Genomic DNA, 19,510 nt, shown 5'->3' on the forward strand with positions numbered 1-19,510 from the left:
GCTGCGGTCCCTCCCCTAATGGCGTTGATGACGGCTTGCGCGTATTCGCGGGCGTTTTCTTTGGCTGTCTCCAGCCCCGACACATCGGCCGCTTCCAGCTCGTGCAGCGTGCCGCCCAGGGAAAACAAGGTCCGATAGGCCGCCCGGTCGATCAAAGTCGCTGGCAGCACCGGGACCGCAGCGCCGGTAAACTGCCGCTCTATGTCGCGCGCCGTGCGCTCGCGGATCGCGGGTGGCACGCGGGTAAAGAACACCCGATATGGAATTTCCCGGTTCGCCACCTTCCACATTTGGCGCACCAGCTTGACCGATTTCGCGGCCTCGGCTGCATCGAGAACCGAGCTTTGCAGCGGAATCAGAACCAAATCTGACCGGGCGACGGCGAAGCCGACGCGATCAGTTGCGGTCCCTTCTAGGTCAACTATGACGAAATCGGCTTCGGCGCGGGCATCCTCGATCGTGTCTATGATTGTTTCGGCCGAGTCATCGACTATGAGCCGCAGGGATTCCGGAACCGGGCGAAGCTGCGACCAGGCTACAAGGGGTCTGTTGGGGTCTGCGTCGATCAACGCGACCTTGCGGCCCGCCGCGACTAGCTCGCCGGCGAGGACAACGGCCGAAGTCGTTTTGCCAACCCCGCCTTTGCTCGAAACAAATGATATGACCGCCATACACCCTCCGCGCATCTAATGACCAGCAGCATGTTAGCTGCATGCTATTTATAAGCTGTTAAGCAGCCGCTTACAACCGTATTGCAAATAGCTATCCGCTAGCAAACAGCTATCACTTTAGGCGCAGCCGTGCCCCTTGTTCCCTCTCGAAAGCCCATGTGACATTGGCCGCAGGCGAAGCGGTAGGGATTTTGCTCTGAGGGTGCCGGACCGGACCGCCTATTACGCGGTCCGGAACCGCCGCAGGGCCGCGTGAGCGGCCCGAACAGCGGCGACCGCCTATGTTTTCACATAGAGAATAGAATTAGAGGGGGATTCAGTCTGGTTATCGGACTCACGTTTCATGAAGGTCTTTGCCATCCTCACAAGAGCCTGCCCAAGCGGGCTATCGCCGGCATCGAGCTGCGTTCGCTCATCGAGGGGCAGAGCGTTCTTGTAGGCGTCGATCGCCTCGCTCCATGCCTGCTGATCCTGTCCATGATCCGCAGGCGGGGGAGGGGCCTTGCCGAACCGGCCAAGGAACTGCCGGGCCTTTTCCGGCAGGGACAGGCGGTAGGCGTTGCTCGCCTGCTGCACCTGGGGGCCGCGCCCCTCGTTCCCGGTCGGCTCGTAGCGCCGCAGCCAGTCGATGAAACCATGCGCCCGCAGGTTCTTCAGCGCCCGCACGATCGTATCGCGCGAGCGGCCCAGGCGGTCCATGATTGTGCTGATAGACGGCTCTAGCCGGCCGGTGCGGAAGTCGATGAGATTAACGAACAGCCGCAGCACGTCGAGCGCAATCGACCCTAACGGGCCGCTGCGCTCGCCCTTCTTCTCGCGCAAACCGACCTCGTTGTAGATTTCGGCCGCCCTCAAGATCGCCTGCACGTCCTTGCGCGTCGTCGCCTGCCAGATACGGCCCTCCGATCGCCCCTTGAAATAGCTGCGCCGGCGAACCGGCGTCGGGCACTTATCGGCCGGAGGAGGCAGGACCAGGCCAAGCGCAGCCTGTCCCGATCCGCGCCACGCGGCCCGGCGCTCCTGGGCGAGCGTGGAAAGCTGGCCGGCGTCTTCTTCGGAGAGTTGGCCGGCGCTGTAGCGCGTCCAGACCTCCCGCATGATTTCATCAAGCGCGTTCGCACGCGCGCAGCCAATCGCGGCCGCAATTTGCGTCCTCAACATCTGTCCTTCGTCCTTCCATTCGGAGGACATGACGGCGCGGACGGCGGACAAAGATTCCCCGTTCCCGGCGAGACTCACTCTTGCCGGGTGGTTCACTCTCGACTATGTTAGGGGCTGTTCAGGCGGTCCTAACATAGCCGTTTCCGAAATCCGAAAACCCCTTGCCGCTGCTAACGGCTAGGGGTTTTTCATTTCATGCCCTCGGGTGCTTTCTCGATATAAAACCTCAAAGCTTCTTCGATAATCGGCGCGCGACCAAGCTCGCCCCGCTGTTCCTTGATCTTGTCGATTTGCGCGAGAAGATCAGTCGGAACATACGTAGTCAGCGCGATACGACCGGCCGCAAGCTGCCGTGCCCGATGGGCGGCAACATCCTTCCGAATCTTTTCTGTATTGCGCTTCATGCTTAGCAGTAATGGGAGATTTGCCCGATTCTGCAACCCCGAATCTCCAAAGTGTAGAAACATCGCGCAAGTCGGATGCTCTGATGTGCAATCCAGGCAAGGCTTCAAGCCCGATTTGAAGTCGATTCAAGCGCCCGATAGAGGGTTGCGCGATGCACGCCCAGGAGCCGGGCAACTTCTGTAACCGGCTTCTTTTCCTCATTGATGAGCTGGCGCGCGTGCGCGATCTGCTCAACCGTGAGGGCAGGGGAGGGGCCGAAGCGAACGCCCCGCGCCTTCGCCGCGATCCGGCCGGCGCTCGTGCGCTCCACGATCAAGGCCCGCTCGAACTCGGCCATGCCGGCGAACACGGTCAACACCATGCGGCCGGCCGGCGTCGTCGTGTCGGCCCAAGGCTCGGCCAGCGAGCGCAGGCCAGCGCCGGCCTCTTTAATCCGCTCCGCGATCGCCAGAAGGTCGCCGGTCGATCGGGCGAGGCGGTCTAGCCGGGTGATCGTCACCACGTCGCCGGCGCGCAGATGGTCGAGCACCCGCGCCAGCTCGGGCCGGTCTCGCTTCGCCCCGGATGCCTTTTCCTCAAAGATGCGGATGCAGCCAGCCGCGCCAAGGGCGGCCCGCTGCTGGTCGAGGTCCTGGCCGCGCGTCGAGACGCGGGCATAGCCGATGAACACCCGGCCGGCGTCGGAATCTGATTGGCTAATCACGGCTCCCCCTGTCGCAAATCATGTTGCAGGTATTTTAGCACTTGCGACAAAGATATGCGACAGTGGTGCTTTCAGCTAAGGCTCTGAAACACAAGGGATTCAGACTTTCCTGCCAAAGTGCTGCTTAACTTAGGAGTTCTGCGACAACAGCCTCTCTAATAGAAAAGCCCGATCCGCTCGGTTTCTGGCTTGATCTCTTATTATTTTGCCGCAATATGGCAACGATCAACCGGACCCGCACCGCGGGTGGCCTTCTCCAAGCGCCTATCCCCTGGCAACCAGCTAGCTCCCTGCAACCATCTGACCAGATTGGTGCACCGTAAGCATTCCGATTGGACTCCTTCATGACAGCGTTCAACGCTTTGCGCACCTTTTCGTGTGACATGGCGGTCGGCGGCTTGATGGGGCGAGTTTTGGAGGTTCCTCCCCCCATCGTTGACGAACTCCAGTCCAAGCGCAACGCCGACGGGCGTCTTCGCCATTCGGCTCAATGAGGCGAAGCCCGCGTCGTTGACGAGAGTGGCTCCCCCGTCCCTTGATACTGTCCCCTATTGCCGGAAGCCGTCTGGCTGGCGGACCAAGCCTGGGCAGCCACCTGCACCGGGTCCCACGGACTGCTGAATGGTGGCGTATAGCTGAGGTCCATGTCGTTGAGCTGCTCGACGCTCGCATTCTGAAAAAGCGCCGCCGCAACGATATCGATCCGCTTGGAGATCTCCGCCTTTCGGTGACCGAGAATCTGTGCGCCGAGCAGCCGGCCGGTCTGGCGATCGCCGGTCATGCGGATGTGGAGAGTCACCGCGCCCGGGTAGTATGCCTTGTGGTCGTTTGCTTCCATTGGCACGGTCAGCGGATCGAAACCACCGTTCCGCGCTTCGTGATCCATGAGGCCCGTTCGGGCGATCGCAAGGTCGAAAACTTTGAGACTCTGGGTGCCGAGCGCGCCGGCGAACTCCCGGTCGCCACCCAGAGCATTCTCGCCGGCTATCCGACCCTGCTTGTGAGCGATGGTCCCGAGCGAAATATAGACCGGCTGGTCGAGGAGGCGATGATAGGTCTCCACGCAGTCGCCGGCGGCGAGCACATCGGGCAGGCTTGTTTGCATCCGGTGCGTGACGGCGATGGCGCCGCGCACCCCGAGTTCTGCGCCCGCTCGGCGGGCCAAATCGCTCGCCGGCCGCACACCAACCGCCAGGATCACCATATCCGCGGGGTGCTGGGTGCCCGCTGAGTCCGTCACCAACAAGCGCGGGCTCGTGCTGTCCCCGGACTGTTGTTCGATCCGAGTGGCGCTGAGGCCGGTCAGGACACGCACGCCATGCCGCCGCAGCTCGTCCCCGACCAGGACGCCAAGCGCCGGGTCCACCGTCGGAAGCACCGTTTCGGTGCGACTGAGCAGAGTTACCTCAAGACCTCGCTGGGTGAGCGCGTCGGCCATCTCGAGCCCGATGTAACCGGCGCCGATGAGCACCGCGGTCCGCGGCTCCCGCTCCGTCAGGTGCTTGTGAACCGCGAAGCTGTCATTCATCGTGTGCAGCAGGAACACACCGTCCAACTCGCTTCCAGGCAGCTCGGGACGCATCGGCGCCGCCCCCGTTGCCACGATCAGGCGATCATACCGGATCGTCTGCTCCGTTCCCGCGTGCTCGACCAAAACCGCTTTCCCCCGCGCGTCGATCGACCGTGCCGTATGCCCGCGCAAGATCCGTATTCCGGGAAACTCGGTGCGATGAGCGAGTTGGCGCCAATCAGGCGTTTCTCCGCTGAGATAATAAGGCAGTCCGCAGATGCTGAAGTTGGGATAGTCGTCCGCCAGCACGAGCGTGACTTCAGCACCCGGCTCGAGTTCGTGGGCGCGTAGCGCCGCGCTAATGCCGGCATCGCTGCCGCCGATGATGAGTAACTGCATAACAAACCTCCAAGAACATCATGACCGGACGGCAGGTATTGACCTTCCGCCGCGAACGAGATTGGTGCCTGCCGAGGCCGGCCTACCCACCGCCGACCACTGCAACGTCGCATGGCCGTTCTTGCCGTGGTTCGGCACGTGGTGGCCCATAGCTTATTTCGTATCTCTCCGATGTCTCGTTTCGCGCACCTCCCGCTTCGGCTGATATCTCAGACAACACTGAGTCTCATCGCCAGCGCAGCCAACGTGACGAAAAGCACCGGCACGGTCAGAACGATACCAACCTTGAAGTAGTAACCCCAAGTGATGGTCATGCCCTTGCGCGCCAATACATGCAGCCACAACAGCGTTGCCAGGGAGCCGATCGGCGTGATCTTCGGGCCGAGGTCACTACCGATCACGTTGGCGTAGATCATGGCCTCCTTCACCACGCCGGTTGAACTTGACGCATCGATGGACAGCGCTCCGACCAACACCGTCGGCATGTTGTTCATGACCGAGGACAAAAGAGCCGTGAGAATCCCGGTACCGAACGCGGCTCCCCACACTCCACCTTTGGCGAAAACATCAAGGAGCGCGGCAATCTGCTCGGTAAGACCCGCGTTGCGCAGGCCGTACACCACCAGATACATGCCCAGCGAGAAGATCACGATCTGCCATGGTGCCTCACGCAACACTTCGCGGGTGCTGATGACATGACCGCGTGCCGCCACGCCGAGAAGCAACAACGCGCCGACGGCCGCGACGGCGCTGACCGGCACCCCTAGTGGTTCAAGACCAAAAAAACCGATCAGCAGCAGTGCCAGCACCACCCACCCGACGCGGAAGGTCGCCAGGTCGTGAATGGCCTCACGCGGTTGTTTGAGCTGGGCCAAGTCGTATTGGGCGGGTATGCTCCGCCGGAAATAAAGCAACAGCACCGCCAAGGTAGCGGCGACCGCGGCGAAGTTTACCGGGACCATGATCATGGCGTATTCGTTGAAGCCGATCTTGAAGAAATCGGCCGAGACGATGTTCACCAGATTGGACACCACCAACGGCAAACTGGCCGTATCGGCGATGAAACCGGCGGCCATGACGAAGGCGAGTGTTGCCTTCTCGCTGAACCCCAGCGCCAGCAGCATTGCCATCACAATGGGCGTCAGGATCAGCGCGGCGCCGTCGTTGGCGAACAACGCTGCCACTGCCGCGCCGAGCAAGACGATGAGCGCAAACAACAAGCGGCCGCGGCCACCGCCCCACCGAGCGACGTGCAGTGCTGCCCATTCGAAGAACCCGGCCTCATCGAGGAGCAGGCTAATGATGATGACAGCGATGAAAGTGGCTGTCGCATTCCAAACGATGTCCCACACAATGGGCACATCGCTGAGATGCACGACACCCGCAGCAAGGGCGACAACGGCGCCAAGAATCGCGCTCCACCCGATGCCGAGGCCGCGCGGCTGCCAGATGACAAGGACGATGGTAACGAGGAAGATCAGCAGGGCAGCCAGCACGTCAGTTCTCTCTTTTCAACGGGTTTTCGAGTTCGTGCAGACGCCGTAGAAGGTCGATGCGCGAGACCACGCCAATCACCATGCCGGCCTCGATCACGGGCAGCGAAGTCAGGCCGTAGTCCGCCATCAGCCGTGCCGCCACCAATGGGTGATCATCCGGCGCAACGCTGTGCACCTCGTGCGTCATCACCTCGGCCGCGGTGCGGCCTTCGGCCTTGCCGGGCTGGGCGCCCTCGGGACCAAGAAAGGAAATCCAGAAGTTTTCTTTCCAAAGCGACTCGCGTGGCTCCAGCCGTTCGTCAGCTGCGCGGTGGATCAGATCCGCTGCGGTGACGACGCCGAGCAGGCGGCGGTTCTCGTCCACCACCGGCACGCCGTTGATGCGGTGGGCGAGGAGCAGCCCGGCGATGTCTTCGACCGGAGTTTCGGGGTGCACGACGACGGGATCGGAGGTCATCAGGTCTCGGATGAACATGACTGGCCTTCCCTATTGCTCGGCCAACGCCAGCAGGCGCTCGACCCCGACCGGCTCTTCGGTTTGGACCGGCACCAAAGCGACGCGCTTGGCGTGCTCTGTACGCACGGCCTCGATCTGCGCCAGTTCGTGACCGGCGCGCTGCTTCAGCAAAGGCGCCTCGGTCTCGCCAGCAGCCAGGCTGTTGTTGATCACCCAGGCCCATGGCTCGATCCCGGCGCGACGCAGATCGTCCTGCAAGCGCGCGGCCTCCAGGACCGGGGTGGTCTCGGCCAGCGTCACGACCATGACCTTGGTGCGCGCCGGATCCTGCAACTGCATCATCGGCGTGGTGTAATGCGCCTTGCCCTCCATGTGGCGGGCGACCTCCCGGTGATAGGCCCCCGTGGCGTCGAGCAGCAGCAGCGTGTGACCGGTCGGCGCGGTGTCCATCACCACGAATTTCTTGTCGGCCTCGCGGATGATGCGCGAGAACGCCTGGAACACCGCAATCTCCTCGGTGCAGGGCGAGCGCAGATCCTCTTCCAGCATCGCGCGGCCCTCAGCGTCGAGGTCCTGGCCCTTGGTGGCGAGAACATGCTGCCGATAGCGCTCGGTCTCAGCGCGCGGATCGATGCGGCTGACCTCCAAATTATCCAGCGATCCAGCCAGCGTGTCCGACAGATGCGCGGCCGGATCGGAAGTGGTCAGATGCACGGGCAAGCCGCGCTTGGCCAGCCCGACGGCCACGGCCGCCGCCAGTGTGGTTTTGCCGACGCCGCCCTTTCCCATCATCATGATGAGGCCGTGGCCATTAGCGGCCAGTTCATCGACAAGCACAGCGAGGCTGGGTAGATTCGCTGGAGTTGCGCGGATTTCCGGGGCGACCGCGCCCGCATCGTCCGCAGCGTTGAAAAGACGTCTCAGCGCCTCGACGCCGACCATGTTGAAAGCCTTGAGCGGCAACTGGTCGAGCGGCAACTGGCGCAACGCAGCCGGTATCTCGGCGATGGCTGCCTGCTCGCGACGATAGACGGCAGCCGCCAGCATGTCGTGCTCGGCTTCGACTGCCGGCAAGACGCCGTTGATAACCAGGTGCTGCTTGGACAGGCCGATTTCGGCCAATTCCGCATGCGTGCGCGCGACTTCGTCCAGGGTGGACTTCTGAGCACGCGCGACCAGGACCAGGCGCGTGCGAGCAGGATCGGACAATGCCTGCACGGCCTCCGCGTAACGCTGCCTCTGCTTGTCCAGGCCGGTCAGCGGCCCCAGGCATGAGGCGCCGTCCGGGTTCTTGTCGATGAAGCCGCTCCAGGCGCCCGGCAATTGCAGCAGGCGGATGGTGTGACCCGAGGGCGCCGTGTCGAACACGATGTGGTCGTATTGTTCGACCAGTTCGGAATCCGTCAGCAGCGCTGTGAATTCGTCGAAGGCAGCGATTTCCGTGGTACAGGCCCCGGACAGTTGCTCTTCCATTCCCTTGATGACATCAGCGGGGAGTGCTGCGCGAACCGGCTCGATCACGCGGTCGCGGTATTGCTGCGCCGCCGCCTGCGGGTCGATCTCGAGCGCCGATAGGCCACGCACGGTGTCGATTGCAGTTATCTTGTTGCCGATGGTCCGGCCGAACACCTGACCGACGTTGGAGGCCGGATCGGTGCTGACCAGCAGGACCTGCTTGCCCTGTTCGGCTAAGTGGATCGCCGTCGCGCAGGACAGCGAGGTCTTGCCGACGCCGCCCTTGCCGGTGAAAAAAATGAACTTCGGTGCGTCGCTAAGAAACTTCATGATGTCCTCCTTCAGCAGCAGCCGGTGCGTGGAGCGCAACTGCCGGGCGCGGGCGGGACCGAGGCCGGTGCTTCCGGAGCGACCCCCAGCCAGCGCGCGAGCTCGGCGCGCTGCGGATAGCGCCCCGCCAGCGCAACCTCGTCATCGACGAGAACGAGGGGCAGCGCGTCCTGCCCGGAACGGTCCAGGAAGCCCTTGACAGCAGCGTTGTCGACAAAGGCCATCGGCTGTTGGCTCAGGTTGAACCGCTCGATCCTGGCCCCCTGCTGCCTGGCCCACTCCAGATCGGCTGCAAAGGTCACCAACTGCTGGTCGACATCGACGCCGCACACGCCGGTGCTGCAGCACATGGCCGGGTCGAAAACCTTGATCTCGGGACTACGCATGGCTATCTCCTCTTGGTAAACGTTTATCGTCGATTGACGATGACTATGGCAGAGCTTGACGCCCTCCAGGTCAATTGAAGTCGGAATGCTAGAACTTGGATTTGGCGGCTCGTGGGCCCGCGACCACGTCGAGAAACTGTCTCAGCGGTGCGAGCGCAATCGGGTTGAGCGAGTAGCAGACCCTCGGGCGCTCGATCTCCCCGGTGATGATCCCGGCCGCCTTCAAGATGCGCAGGTGCTCGGAGGTCGTCGACTGCGCCAATCCGATTTCTTCGACGATGTCACAACCCACGCAGGTCTGCCGAGCCTCCAGCATGCGGATGATGGCGATCCGGGCCGGATGTCCGAGGGCTTTGGCGAGGACAGCCAAGGTGAGCGAGTCGTCGGGCTCGTCGGCGTAACGGGCATTAGCGGACATCGAATTTTATCTCTATCGTTCATCGTCGAAAGGCTATATAGAGGGCGCAGATCAACTTGGCAAGGGCCCTCATGCAAGCGACGCGTCTATTCCTAGTGACAGCGGCTATGCCGGCTGTTCCGTTTCTGGTGATGGCGGGTCTTTACCACGTTAGCACGGCAGCGCTCCTTGTCGCGCTCGGCCTGTCTGTCGCTCAGGGCCTCTTTCCGATCGCCGGCGTGACCATGATGGAGCATCTTGGCTGGCGCACCGCCTGGATGATCAATGCCGTCATCGTCGGCGTAGCAGTCGCTCTGCTGTTTCTGCCGCGTTTAGGCGACAAGGCCATTCGCAACCGCAAGGACAGGTCAAACGATATTTCATCCACAAAACCGCTGTAGCGCGATCGTCGTCTTTTGCTGACCTTCCCGGCAATGCGGGCAGGCCCGTTCATCGTGACGGGATTATTCTTCCATCATACGCGGCTTGCCGAACAAAAAGGATGGGATATTTCCTTTGTGGCGGGGAGCTTCGCCGCCTTCGCCGTAGTGCAGGCCCTGGCTTATTGTCATCGGTCCATTATTGATCCGGCTTGGGTGATCTTGAAATCGAGGGCATTCGATCCAGTTTGGCGGGATGAAACATGTCGACATGCGCAAGCTGCCCGCAGCAGCGCAAGAGGAGCGCCGCCCGCAGGTCATCGGCCTGCGGGAGAGCGGTCTGACGTATGAGGCCATTGCCGCGCAGGTGGGCCTGATGCGTTGGCGAGGCCGGATGCTCGGCGCGGCCACCAAGCTCAAGATGGTCCTCGGCATGCTTCTTATCGTGGCGGGCGTGATGACGCTTTCCGGTTTGGATCGCGTTGTTCAAACCGTATTGGAGCAAGCACTTCCAGATTGGTTTTTGGCCGTGACCACCCGAATCTAGCCGGTGTCATCACCGGCTAGCACCTTTGATTCCGGAGCGCCAAGTTTCGGAATCAACCGCATGTAGATCAATTCGCTTATCAGCTCGACCAGTGTTTGCGTGACGATGATCGCCGGCAGGATCGGCACCGCACCCGGCACGGCGAAAGCGAGCGGCAACACTACGAGCGAATTTCTGGTGGCGGCGCTGAACGCGATCGCGCGGCCTGCCGCTGCCTCAAGGCCGAACAGCCGGCCGACGCTCCAACCGATCAAGGGCGCGAGGATCGCGAAGGCGATATAGACCGGCACCACGCGCAGCGCGCCGTCGATTGCCGGGCCGAGCTGCGGGACCACGGCTGCGATGACGACAAACAGAACGAGCGCGGTGGCCGGGACAGGCAAGAGCCCGAGGACCGTTGCGGCGCGCTCCCCCGTTCGGTTGCGGCTTGCCCATATCTGCACGAGCGCAGCCAGTATGAGGGGAACCGCAATTAGCCAGACAAAGGCATGCACGAACGGCCCCATTTGCACGAGGTTCGCCGCATCGGCCCCGAGAAAGAACCCGAGATAGACCGGCAACAGCATCATTTGCAGGATGAGCAGTGCCGGCGTTGACGCCAAAAGGAGCCGCGCGTCGGCGCGGCCTAAGTGCGAGAACGTCACAACGTAGTCGATGCAGGGCGTAAGCAGCACGAACAGGACGCCAAGCCGCAACATCGGTTCGGCCGGCAAAAACTGAATAAGGCCGGCAACGAAGATCGGCACCACCACGAAATTTGTAACGAGTAGCGCCGCAAGGAACCGGACGCGCGCGAAGGCTCGCCCAAGGTCGGCAAGAGGAACCTGTAGAAAGGTGACGAACAGCATCAATGCGAGCGCCGGATTGACGGCGCTCTCTAGCGCTGTCGTCCCCGGAACAAGCAAGGCGACTATTGCGGCCAGAACGACCGCGCCGAAATAGATTTTGACCTGCTGTGTTTCGAAAAACGCTCGAAGGTGATCTAAACTTTTCAAACCCTTATCCTTTTATCGTTCCTGACCGGAAGGCACTGCCACGGTGACCGTGCAACGTTGTTCTTTCTTCGCCTTGGCGGCCGCCTCGGCGCACGCCGCAAGTGCCTCCTGATTGGCGCGCACAAGATTGCTGGCCTCGACCAGGTTGCGCCAGCCTCCTGGGCTTCCCGACTGCATGAGCGAGATTCCCGCATTCCAGCGGTCGGCGTTCATGGCGGTTGAGGCTACGGCCATATCGACCGATCCGGGCAGAACGCGCGGAAGGAACAACGTCAACAGCACGCCGGCGACCAGGCCGACCGTGCCCCCGCCCCAAAGCCACCAATCCTGTTCCCGCCGAAGGCGGGCGGCCCTGACGAAATCGCGAAGATCGCCCGTCACGCGCTCGAGGGCCTGTCCTCGAGCTTCGATCGTGCGAGCGGCGCTCTCCGAAACCCGATCGCCGGCGTTCTCGAGCGCGCGGGCGTAATGATCGGGACCATTCCTGAGCGCCGGCAATTTCTGCAAGGCTTCGAGGTGCTGGCCGATGACAGCGACCTGTTTGACCATTCGGCCAAGCTCCGGGCCGTAATCGGGCGGCTGCTGGATTTTCTCAAATTCCTCGAACGCCGCTTCTACCCCCTTGCGGATGACGGTCATCTCGCCGCCAACGTCGCGCGTCAGCTTCTCGACAGATCGCCGCAACGCATCGAAAGCCTGGGCCGGGTCGCTGCCTGCGTCCTGCTCGTCTCGTTCCGTACCCTCGCTCTCGTCCGCCATGGCGTCTCCTATCGTTCCATCCCGAGATTCTGGCTCCGGCCGCGTGCAAGGCTCTGCTCCATGTTGCGGGCAAGGCTTTCGCTCTGCCGCACATGACCGATACCCAAGTCCTGACTCCGGTTGCGCAGGATCGATTCAACCTGCGGATCGCGCTCAAGGCTCTTTGTCATGCCGCGCATTTGACCTTCGACCTGCCCGCGCGCCTCGTCGTGTCTCCAGCCGCGAAGCTCCTGACGTTCGCCCTGTAGCTCCTGCCAGCGCTGCACAAACCGTTCGGCCCTGACGTTAGGGTCCGCCAGTGCGGTGCGCTCCCGGTCCATGCCGGCGCTGAGCTGCCCGACACGCTCGCGGCCGGAAAGCTCCTGCATGGCAGCCCGCGCCTCCGGATCATGCTGCAAGGCCGACACCATCAGCGCCGACGCTCCCGGCCGCGCCTGGTCGAGCTGCTGCCCCGCAAGACGCACCTCCTGCTTCTGCGTCTCAAGGATAGGCAAGCCCTCGCGGTGATTTCGCTCGGCCGCGTCATAGGCGCGCGCATAGCGGTCTATGGCACGCTCCATCTCGGACGGTCGCCGCAAGCGCTCGGCCTGCCGATCGGGCGCCAACGCCTCCCCCACGCGCTCCCCTCTTTCCGGCTTCGCCTGACCGGTTGAGGCGGCATTGAGCTTGAGGCCGTCGAACATACCGCGCCGGGGAGTCTCGGCTCTCTCTGGCCGCTCTTGGGCCGTCTCGGCGCGGTCTTGCTGCGGCCCTTCTGCCGCCGCGCCGCGCCCGAGTTTCAGGCCGTCGAACATGCCTCGGCGCGGTCGCTGCTGGCGATCGTCCCCATGGTCCTGAATACGATCCTGTGCGAGATCCTTGGGAAGCGAAGAAACTTGACGTGGATCCTCGCCCACTTTTTCGGCCTCGATACTTGGCCGCTGCGCCTGACGTTCGGCCCGGGTTTGCTCCTGCGTCGGCTCCCTGTCCGGACGTAGCTCGATCTCGCTGCGGACACCCATCTGCTCCGCAATCCCGCGCCGCTCGGCAAAATCGCGTGTGTAGTCGAGCGTCGTTTCCTTCACGCCCGAGCGGCTGAGCCGGTTTTCAAGTTGGGCGTAGGCCAGTTCGCCGCCTTCATGCACCTTCCACGCATTGCGCTCGGCTGTGGTGCCATCTGGAAGCCGCACCGTTTCCGAGCCGCGATGCTCAAGGCCGATCCTGTCCCCGATCTCCGGCTTTGCCTCGGCCATCGCTCGACCGAGATCGACGCCCCAAACCGTATGTTTCTGGCCGCGATCGTTCTCCAGCGTCACGAAATAGCTGTCGCGGTTCTTCGGGTCATGCTGATAGGGCGCGGTCCCGTGCTCGACCAGGCGACCCGCATTGCGATCGGCAAACTCGTCTTGTGCCGCATAGAGCTGCGCGCCGTCGCGATGCCGGGTCATGGCGACATAGGTCAGATGCCGGTCCATCGTGCCCGACGCCATCACAAAGGCGCGGTCCACCGTCGCGCCCTGGTTCTTGTGAATCGTCGTCGCATAACCGTGGTCGATGGCGCGATAATCATTTGTCGATATACTGACGCTGCGCGCATCCTCCCGAGACCGCACCGCGCCGTCGAGCCGCGCGGTCAAACGACCCGGCTCGACGGACTCGACCGTGCCAAGCATCCCGTTCTTGACGCCAAGATCGCGGTCATTCTCCAGAAACACGATACGGTCGCCGGGCGCGAACTCGCGCTTGCCGTCATTGGTCTGGAATGCCAGCTCTCCACCTTCCTCGCCGCGTCCCAGCCGATGGCTGTCCTGCAGGGCCGATCTGATCGCGTCGTTGATGGCGCGAACATCGGCCCGGCGATGCGCCATCGCAACGCGCGTGCCGTCTGGCCGCTCGTCGCGATCGGCAAGGTAGTCCCGCACGATCTCGCCGCGCGCCTCGTCCCGCGTTTCGCTAAGCCAAATGTTCCCATTATCCCGGTAGGCGGCCAAGCCCTCGGCCGTCCGGTGCGTGGCGAAGTCAACGGACGCCTCCCGCTGCCAGTCCACGCGCTGCCGGCGAATCTCCGAAAGCTCGGCATGGCCGATTTGCTCGGCAATGGCGCGGAACGGTGCGCCGGCCCCGATCGCCTGGAGCTGTTCATGATCACCAACGAGCACGATCTTCGCCCCACGCTGCTCGGCCTCGTTGATGAACCGGGAGAGCTGCCGGCTTCCGATCATACCCGCCTCGTCGATGACGAACACGTCGCCGCGGTTAAGTCGGCCGCGGTCGGGATTGGTGTCGCCACGCGACTGCCAGCGATATTCGTACGACGCGAGCGTGCGGCTCTGGATGCCGGAACTTTCCTCCAACCCCTCGGCCGCCTTGCCCGACAAGGCCGCGCCGTGAACCGTATAACCCTGCGCCTCCCATGCCTCGCGCGCCGCCGCGAGCATCGTGCTTTTGCCTGCGCCGGCATAGCCGACAACCGCCGCGATCCGCTCTGGCCCGGTGATATGCTCGATCGCGCGGCGCTGCTCGTCCGAAAGCCTTGCAGAATCGTCGCCAGCACTTGCCCGAATGGCCGCATCCTGCTCTTCTATCGCTCGATCGACATGATGCCGATCAACGCCATGGCTCCGAGCATGTTTCATGCCCTCCGCGCGGTCGGCCATGGCGCTTTCGATCCCGACCATTTCGCGGGTCGAATATCGCGCAAGCTCGATCTCGCCTGTCTCGGGGTCCGACCGCTCCCCCTGCAACTCCACCAGGGAAGGCGATGCCATGACAGTCGCAAAAGCGTTCTGGAAACTCTGCGGATCATCGTTGATGTAGCGATGCAACGTCCGCGCAATATCGTGCCGATCGAACACGCTCCTTTCGTTCGTGACGATAGAAAGAACCTGCTCCGGCTTTTCCCGGATCAGCTCCGCATTCCGCTGCGCCGCCTCCGCATCAAGCCGGGTGCGCGACACGTCCAGCCCGCGCCGCTGCATCTGCGTGGCATGCACGCCCATATGCTCGGTCGGCTCAAGCTCAAGTCCGCGTTCCTGATGCGAACGATGGTCAACGCGGATATCAAGCCCAGCCATTGCCAGATGCTCGTTCGCATGATGCTCCCACGACTGCCTGATATCGCGGAGTTGCATTTGCGTCGTGGGCAACCCCTCTTTCAGCAGGCGCACATTCTTCCACTCGATATGCGTTTTCTCGCCAAGCCCTTCCTCTGTGACCTGCCGCGTCGTCATCAAAAGGTGTGCATGATGGTTCCGAACGTCACTTGCCGAATGCGGCGTATGGATCGCGAAATCGACCGCCCCGCCATAACGGTTCGCCAAATCCTGGGCGAACGCCCGCGTCAACTCAAGCCGCTGTTCGGCTGTCAGCTCGTGCGGTAGCCCGATCTCGATTTCACGAGCGACACGCGCGTCTTTCCGATTTTCGGCAAACTCCGCAGCGTTCCAAAGCGCCTGACGGTCCTTTGCCCATTCCGCATTCACGCCATCGGGAAGCACAATCTCAGTGTGCTCAACACCTTGCTTGCGGGAAAAGTCATGAGTGAGGCCATCGCGTTCGTTCGTCAGGCGCTCACCGGCGCGATAGGCAGCAGAGGCAACGGCACTTCTGCCGCTGCTTCGCGATATCGGCTTCATGCTCGCATGATAGATCGCCAAATGCCGCCTGCCCTTCTCCGATCCGCGATCGGCGCAACTGACTTGCGAAGCAAGTCGTAAGTGCGCCCTTATCAACTCAATCACTTCGTTCGTTCGTCGCTCGGTGTGGTGCTTGCGGAACAGTCGATGCAGAGGAACTGAGACCAGAATTGTGCGGCAAAACCGCCAAAAATTCAAGCGCAACAGGCGAACACTGGAAAAGACGGCCGGGGATGATAGTCTTGGCTAGCAACCGGAAAGGGAGAATGTGACATGGCGCGCAAATCCATCGAAGAACGTCTAGCTCAACTGGATGCGCAACGCGCCAGCCTGAAAGCACGGCTTGGCAAACAGGAGCGTGCTAACGATACCCGCCGCAAGGTTCTGCTCGGTGCGCTCGTCCTGCATCGCCTCGAAGGCGGAAAGGACGACTTTTCGCGGAACCTGGGCGACTGGTTGCGCCGCGAGCTGCCCGGCTTCCTGACGCGCGACGGGGACAAGGAACTCTTTGCCGACCTGATCGGCGCGACGACAACCGGACAAACGGCGGGGAGCACCAGGGAGACTGGATCGTGAATCGGGCAACGCTTGCCTGGGCCGCATTCAAGAACATGCTGCGCGCTGCTACCCGCGATCCGCTATGGGCGTTCGTCGCGCTGATCGCCCTGCCCTTCCGTATCTGGCAAACGCTGCTGGTCGTCCTGTTTATCCTTATCGTCGCGCTGTTCGTGATCGGCTTTGGCGGCCGGTTCTTTCTTGAACAATGGGGCTTCGGTCCCGGTAGTGTTCCCTTTATCGCGCTCGATCTGGTCACGCTCCTGGTGCTGGCTGCGATCGCCTTCCGCTTCATCACCAACCCGCTGATTATCCATTTCGGGGACATGGAAGGCGAAACCCACGGCTCGGCCCGCTTCGCCACGAATAAGGAAGTCGCCCCCCTCACCCGCGCCGATACCGGCCTGCTGATCGGCCGTGACGCCAAGACGAAAAGGCTGCTGCGCTATGACGGCCCGGCCCATCTGCTGACGATGGCACCGACCAGAACCGGCAAGGGCGTGGGAACCATCATCCCGAATCTGCTGACCGCCGACCGCTCCATGATCTGCATCGATCCCAAAGGTGAGAATGCCAGGATCGCCGGCCGCGCCCGCCAGAAGTTCGGACCGGTCCATATTCTCGACCCCTTCGGCGTCACCGGCCTGCCTTCGGCCGCCTTCAATCCACTCGACCAGCTCGACCCGGCCGGCCTCGATGTCGCGGAAGATGCAAGCACCCTGGCCGACGCTCTCGTGTTCGATGAGCCGGGCATGGCCGGGGAGGCCCATTGGAACGAGGAAGCCAAGGCGCTGATTGGCGGCCTGATCCTCCATATCGTCGCCCAGGAGCCGCGTGAGCGCCGAAACCTCGCCACCCTGCGCGAAAGCCTCACTCTCGCCCCGGAAATCTTCGCCGCACTCCTGAAGGAAATGCAGGCGTCACCCGAAGCGGCCGGCCTGGTCGCCCGCGCCGCAAATCGTCATCTCGGAAAATCCGACCGGGAAGCCGCCGGCGTCCTGTCGGCCACACAGCGCCATACCCATTTCCTCGATTCGCCCCGCATGACAGCCGTACTCGGCCGCTCCGATTTCCGCTTTGCCGATCTCAAGCGCCGCAGCGTCTCCGTTTTCCTCGTCCTGCCGCCCGATCGCCTTTCGACCTATTCACGCTGGCTGCGCCTGCTCGTCGCGCAAAGCCTCACCGACATGGCCCGCGATCCCGGCAAGCCCGCCGTTCCGGTTCTCTATCTGCTGGACGAGTTCGCCGCCCTCGGGCACCTGGCCCCCATCGAGCGCGCAATGGGCCTCATGGCCGGCTACGGCGTCCAGCTCTGGCCGATCCTGCAGGACGTTCACCAGCTCCGCGCCACTTACGGCCAGCGCGCCGGCACCTTCCTGTCAAACGCCGGCGTCCTACAGGTCTTCGGCGTCAACGATCACGACAGCGCCCGACTTGTCTCCGATCTCCTTGGGCAGGAAACCGTTGTGTTCCAGACCATGAGCCGGGCGCTCGATTCCGATAAATCCGGCATTTCCTACGGCGAGCAACACACCGCCCGCCCGCTGCTGACCCCGGATGAGGTCCGCAACCTGCCGCAGAATCTCGAATTGCTGTTCCTGGCCGGGCAACGGCCGATCGTTGCCGGCAAGCTCGCCTATTACGCCGATGCAGAGTTCAAAGGGCTGTTCGACCAGGCATGAAGGATGAAACCATGACCGATACTGACGCACCCGAATGGCCCGATCCCACCGACAAGGCTCATGCCGTCGAACAAGCCAAGCAACTCCGCGACCAGGCCGCCAAGGGCGGCTTGCGGTTTGAAGCCTATTTGCCGCCGTCGCTGGCGCTATGGCTGCTCGACAGGATCGAGCGCGGGCAATTCCTCGATCCGTCCGAAGCCGTGTTCGTGACCTTGGGCGAGCATAAGGAGCTGGAACCCCATGCCGATCTGCGCCGGGAACTGCTCAAGCGCAGCATACAGCCGGCCGCCGATGATCCACGGCCAGGTATTTCGGGCGAGGAAATGAAAGCCCTGCTGCGCGAGAAGCGCAAAGCCCCCCTGCCCGAGCCGGCCAGATGGGAAAAGCGGTCCCGGCGCTGACGCACCGGGGCTTTGTCACTGGCGGCCCTCCGGCTCACTACAGCGCGACGTGGGGGCGCGTTCGCCTCCGGGCCGGTCGCGGGGTTGCGCCTATGCGGCCTCGGCAATATCGAGCCTCACCGCAAGCCCGGCCTGGGTGGCAAGATTAATCAGCGTATCGAGGCTGAAATTCGTGATCCGGCCGCGCAGCAGGTCGTTAAGCCGGGGCTGCGTGATCCCGAGACGCCGTGCCGCTTCGGCCTGGGTGACGCCCCAACTCCGTACCCGCTGCTCAACGGCAATCAACAGATTGGAACGCATGGTCATGTTCGCGGCCTCGGCCGGCGTATCTTCCAGTGCATCCCATACATTCGCAAAGCTCTGACGTTCCATTGTCACGCCTCCGCTAGATTTGCCGCAACCGGGTCGCGGCTAGGTCCAAATCTCGTTTCGCCGTCTGCTGCGTCTTCTTCTGAAAGGCGTGCAGCACATAGACGGCATCCTCTATCTTGGCGATGTAGAGCACCCGGAAGGCTCCGGCCTCGTCACGGATGCGGATTTCCCGCACCCCCTGCCCTACACTCGCCATCGGCTTCCAGTCGCTCGGTTCAAAACCCTGCTGAACCTTGTGAAGCTGGACACCGGCCTCTTTCCGCGCCGTCTCGGGAAACTCCCGCAACTGCTCAAGGGAATCCCCAAGAAATTCGAGCCGCTTCATGTCAGCCATGAACCCTTTATATCAAAGTTTGTATAAACGAACAAGCGAAACCGTTACTGCTCGCCTTCGCCAAGTGCGCTCATTGCTCGTTCGATCGTCTCGGCAAGCGTGATCTCGTGGCGGTCCGCATAGGCATAGATCGCCTCGATAGTGTCGGCCCGTAGCCGGGTTGCGAACTGCTCCGTGCGGCCTGTCTTGCGCCGCGTGCGGCGCTGGGGTCGCCCAGGAGAAGACGGGAATAGCTCGGCGGCTTTCGGAGTTTCGCGGAAGCCCGCAGCGCGTGCGGCCGCTTTGACCGCGTTCGGATCGACGGGCGGCACTGGCGGCGTGTTGAGTTCATCGCCAAAGTCGAGCGTCGCGCGTTTCTTGTCGTCGCCGGTCATGCTGCGGTCCCTCCCCTAATGGCGTTGATGACGGCTTGCGCGTATTCGCGGGCGTTTTCTTTGGCTGTCTCCAGCCCCGACACATCGGCCGCTTCCAGCTCGTGCAGCGTGCCGCCCAGGGAAAACA

At 62.7% G+C, this 19,510-nt stretch carries 21 protein-coding genes; 5 read left to right on the plus strand and 16 right to left on the minus strand.

Annotation, left to right across the window (positions count from 1 at the left end; translation table 11 throughout):
* From F9K91_RS24055 to F9K91_RS24100, 10 genes are all read right to left on the minus strand, one after another.
* The coding region (locus tag F9K91_RS24055) for a ParA family protein (RefSeq protein WP_151654210.1) at window positions 1-671 on the minus strand (671 nt) is incomplete at its 3' end.
* 279 nt (window positions 672-950) lie between these two features.
* Window positions 951-1,883: a helix-turn-helix domain-containing protein gene (locus F9K91_RS24060; RefSeq protein ID WP_459562246.1), complete on the minus strand. Its 933-nt coding sequence runs from the start codon at window positions 1,881-1,883 to the stop codon at window positions 951-953.
* A 137-nt stretch (window positions 1,884-2,020) separates the two neighbouring features.
* On the minus strand, window positions 2,021-2,236 hold the full coding sequence (locus F9K91_RS24065; RefSeq protein ID WP_147181830.1) for a ribbon-helix-helix protein, CopG family: 216 nt from the start codon (window positions 2,234-2,236) through the stop codon (window positions 2,021-2,023).
* Between the two features lie 104 nt (window positions 2,237-2,340).
* Complete coding sequence (locus tag F9K91_RS24070; protein WP_151678949.1) at window positions 2,341-2,907, minus strand: recombinase family protein; 567 nt, start codon at window positions 2,905-2,907, stop codon at window positions 2,341-2,343.
* A 520-nt stretch (window positions 2,908-3,427) separates the two neighbouring features.
* The gene (locus tag F9K91_RS24075) at window positions 3,428-4,849 is read right to left on the minus strand and encodes an FAD-dependent oxidoreductase (protein ID WP_151678935.1); all 1,422 of its coding nucleotides are present in this window, start codon (window positions 4,847-4,849) and stop codon (window positions 3,428-3,430) included.
* Between the two features lie 209 nt (window positions 4,850-5,058).
* Window positions 5,059-6,342 (minus strand): arsenic transporter, encoded by a 1,284-nt coding sequence (locus F9K91_RS24080; protein WP_459562247.1) that lies wholly within the window; start codon window positions 6,340-6,342, stop codon window positions 5,059-5,061.
* A gap of 4 nt (window positions 6,343-6,346) precedes the next feature.
* Window positions 6,347-6,820: a CBS domain-containing protein gene (locus F9K91_RS24085; RefSeq protein ID WP_151678937.1), complete on the minus strand. Its 474-nt coding sequence runs from the start codon at window positions 6,818-6,820 to the stop codon at window positions 6,347-6,349.
* A 12-nt stretch (window positions 6,821-6,832) separates the two neighbouring features.
* A complete protein-coding gene (gene arsA, locus F9K91_RS24090) occupies window positions 6,833-8,587 on the minus strand; it encodes an arsenical pump-driving ATPase (protein WP_151678938.1) in 1,755 nt (584 codons plus the stop codon).
* Window positions 8,588-8,598: 11 nt separating this feature from the next.
* Window positions 8,599-8,973, minus strand: coding sequence for an arsenite efflux transporter metallochaperone ArsD (arsD, locus tag F9K91_RS24095; RefSeq protein ID WP_151678939.1), 375 nt, complete (start codon window positions 8,971-8,973; stop codon window positions 8,599-8,601).
* A gap of 88 nt (window positions 8,974-9,061) precedes the next feature.
* Window positions 9,062-9,391: an ArsR/SmtB family transcription factor gene (locus F9K91_RS24100; protein ID WP_151678940.1), complete on the minus strand. Its 330-nt coding sequence runs from the start codon at window positions 9,389-9,391 to the stop codon at window positions 9,062-9,064.
* Window positions 9,392-9,462: 71 nt separating this feature from the next.
* On the opposite strand from F9K91_RS24100, the gene F9K91_RS24105 reads away from it, so the two are divergent.
* Together F9K91_RS24105 and F9K91_RS26480 are read left to right on the plus strand one after the other, a co-directional pair.
* Window positions 9,463-9,771, plus strand: coding sequence for a hypothetical protein (locus F9K91_RS24105; protein WP_151678941.1), 309 nt, complete (start codon window positions 9,463-9,465; stop codon window positions 9,769-9,771).
* Window positions 9,772-10,006: 235 nt separating this feature from the next.
* Complete coding sequence (locus F9K91_RS26480; RefSeq protein ID WP_235913429.1) at window positions 10,007-10,297, plus strand: hypothetical protein; 291 nt, start codon at window positions 10,007-10,009, stop codon at window positions 10,295-10,297.
* Here the strand turns inward: F9K91_RS26480 and F9K91_RS24115 are convergent.
* Genes F9K91_RS24115 through traA form a run of 3 tightly spaced genes read right to left on the minus strand, consistent with a single transcriptional unit; the run spans window position 10,294 to window position 15,686 of the window.
* Entirely contained in the window at window positions 10,294-11,292 is a 999-nt protein-coding gene (locus tag F9K91_RS24115) for an arsenic resistance protein (RefSeq protein WP_151678942.1), read from the minus strand. The genes F9K91_RS26480 and F9K91_RS24115 overlap by 4 nt on opposite strands.
* A gap of 12 nt (window positions 11,293-11,304) precedes the next feature.
* Window positions 11,305-12,051 (minus strand): DUF6118 family protein, encoded by a 747-nt coding sequence (locus F9K91_RS24120; protein ID WP_151678943.1) that lies wholly within the window; start codon window positions 12,049-12,051, stop codon window positions 11,305-11,307.
* 8 nt (window positions 12,052-12,059) lie between these two features.
* Window positions 12,060-15,686, minus strand: a complete 3,627-nt coding sequence (traA, locus tag F9K91_RS24125) for a Ti-type conjugative transfer relaxase TraA (RefSeq protein WP_151678944.1) — start codon at window positions 15,684-15,686, stop codon at window positions 12,060-12,062.
* A 252-nt stretch (window positions 15,687-15,938) separates the two neighbouring features.
* Between traA and F9K91_RS24130 the strand changes: the two genes are divergently transcribed.
* From F9K91_RS24130 to F9K91_RS24140, 3 genes are read left to right on the plus strand one after another with little or no spacing between them, the layout of a single operon-like run.
* Window positions 15,939-16,241, plus strand: a complete 303-nt coding sequence (locus tag F9K91_RS24130; RefSeq protein ID WP_151678945.1) for a mobilization protein — start codon at window positions 15,939-15,941, stop codon at window positions 16,239-16,241.
* Window positions 16,238-17,902, plus strand: a complete 1,665-nt coding sequence (locus F9K91_RS24135) for a type IV secretory system conjugative DNA transfer family protein (RefSeq protein WP_151678946.1) — start codon at window positions 16,238-16,240, stop codon at window positions 17,900-17,902. The genes F9K91_RS24130 and F9K91_RS24135 overlap by 4 nt, the downstream gene beginning before the upstream one ends.
* An 11-nt stretch (window positions 17,903-17,913) precedes the next feature.
* Entirely contained in the window at window positions 17,914-18,303 is a 390-nt protein-coding gene (locus F9K91_RS24140) for a hypothetical protein (protein ID WP_151678947.1), read from the plus strand.
* A 90-nt stretch (window positions 18,304-18,393) separates the two neighbouring features.
* On the opposite strand, the gene F9K91_RS24145 is transcribed toward F9K91_RS24140, so the two are convergent.
* Genes F9K91_RS24145 through F9K91_RS24155 form a run of 3 tightly spaced genes read right to left on the minus strand, consistent with a single transcriptional unit; the run spans window position 18,394 to window position 19,383 of the window.
* Window positions 18,394-18,675 carry a helix-turn-helix domain-containing protein gene (locus F9K91_RS24145; protein ID WP_008878354.1) on the minus strand — a complete coding sequence of 94 codons (282 nt, stop codon included), beginning with the start codon at window positions 18,673-18,675 and terminating at the stop codon, window positions 18,394-18,396.
* Window positions 18,676-18,688: 13 nt separating this feature from the next.
* Window positions 18,689-19,000 carry a type II toxin-antitoxin system RelE/ParE family toxin gene (locus tag F9K91_RS24150; protein WP_025031074.1) on the minus strand — a complete coding sequence of 104 codons (312 nt, stop codon included), beginning with the start codon at window positions 18,998-19,000 and terminating at the stop codon, window positions 18,689-18,691.
* A 53-nt stretch (window positions 19,001-19,053) separates the two neighbouring features.
* Window positions 19,054-19,383, minus strand: coding sequence for a stability/partitioning determinant (locus tag F9K91_RS24155; protein WP_151654208.1), 330 nt, complete (start codon window positions 19,381-19,383; stop codon window positions 19,054-19,056).
* Window positions 19,384-19,510 lie beyond the last annotated feature (127 nt).

Source organism: Brucella tritici (genome assembly GCF_008932295.1).
Taxonomy (GTDB): Bacteria; Pseudomonadota; Alphaproteobacteria; order Rhizobiales; family Rhizobiaceae; genus Brucella; species Brucella tritici.